1 protein-coding gene is annotated in these 1258 nt (G+C 35.8%); it reads left to right on the plus strand.

Features of this window, described 5'->3' with window-relative positions; genetic code table 11:
- Positions 1 to 530: 530 nt before the first annotated feature.
- Complete coding sequence (locus H4J65_RS00235; protein ID WP_182193995.1) at positions 531 to 1034, plus strand: GNAT family N-acetyltransferase; 504 nt, start codon at positions 531 to 533, stop codon at positions 1032 to 1034.
- The last annotated feature ends 224 nt before the right edge of the window (positions 1035 to 1258 follow it).

Consider the following 1258-nt stretch of genomic DNA (forward strand, 5'->3'; position numbering starts at 1 on the left):
CGGATGAAAGCATTAAGTGTAAAACAAGCCTAACAAGTCATTAAACCGGGACAAATAACAGTTGGTTTTTGCTCCTGCGTCGCTTATTTTAACCAACTATTATTTGCCCGTTAATGGGGCGTTATTTGGCACCACGAAATCAAGTTAGATTTTATTTGTAAGTGCGGTGTTTTAATCTTGGTTTGGTGTGTGGTTCATAAGTTTTCGCCTAAGCGGTTTGGTTATTACCGCTAATAGGCTTTACTATTTTTAAGACAATATTGTTGTAAAGCCATTAGCTAAATATCCTTTAGTGGTTGGCTCAAAGTTCAAGGTTGGGTTAGTCGTGGCGCTGGGTATTTTTTGCTGCTACGGTCGGGCTGCCTTAAGCCGTAAAGTGCTTGTTATCGTTAGTGTTCTTACGCTACCATCAAATAACAAGGTAATTCAATCTGACAAATATAGCTTGTCTCGTTTTTTGCAAAAGGCGCAAAAACCAATCCAACTATTTTTGCAGTTTAATTAAGCGTTATATCTCTAAGGTGTATATTTTGAGCATTGTCGAAACTGAAAGGTTATATATTTGTGAAATTACTGACAAAGACTCTGTAGCGCTACGCCTAGTTTTATCAGATCCAGAGATAATGAAATACTCCATTGTTGGTGTGCATAGTGACGAAGAAATAACAAAATATATAGCTAATTGTAAACAACAATATGACACTAAAGGCTATGGCCAATGGGCTATTTTTTCAAAGACAGATAATACTTTTATTGGTATATGTGGATTAAACTCTCACTCAGTAGAAGGTGAAGATTTATTGCATGTAAGCTATCGATTATCTTTATCACAACAAGGAAAAGGGTTTGCATCCGAAGCTACTTCGGGTGTGGTGGATTTTTGTAAAGTAAAATTAAAACGAAAATATATCTCAGCGTTAATAGACCGAAATAACGTACCTTCAATTAAAGTTGCAACAAGATCTGGTTTTTCATTTTTTAAATCATCAAGCATTCAAGGTCTTAATGTTGATATTTATCAGGTTAATTTTTAGAACGAGATATAACAAGCACTTTAAACGGAACAAAAACAGTTGGTTAGGTTCCGCTTCGCTTCACATTTTAACCAACTATTTTTGTCCGCTTAAGTGGGCGTTATTTGGCACCACGAAATCAAGTTAAATTTTATTTGTAAGTGCGGTGTTTTTATATTGGTTTGGTGCGTGGTTCATAAGTTTTCGCCTAAGCGGTTTGGTTATTACCGCTAATAGGCTTTACT

Origin of the sequence: Colwellia sp. MB02u-9, assembly GCF_014077085.1 — a bacterium.
GTDB lineage: Bacteria > Pseudomonadota > Gammaproteobacteria > Enterobacterales > Alteromonadaceae > Cognaticolwellia.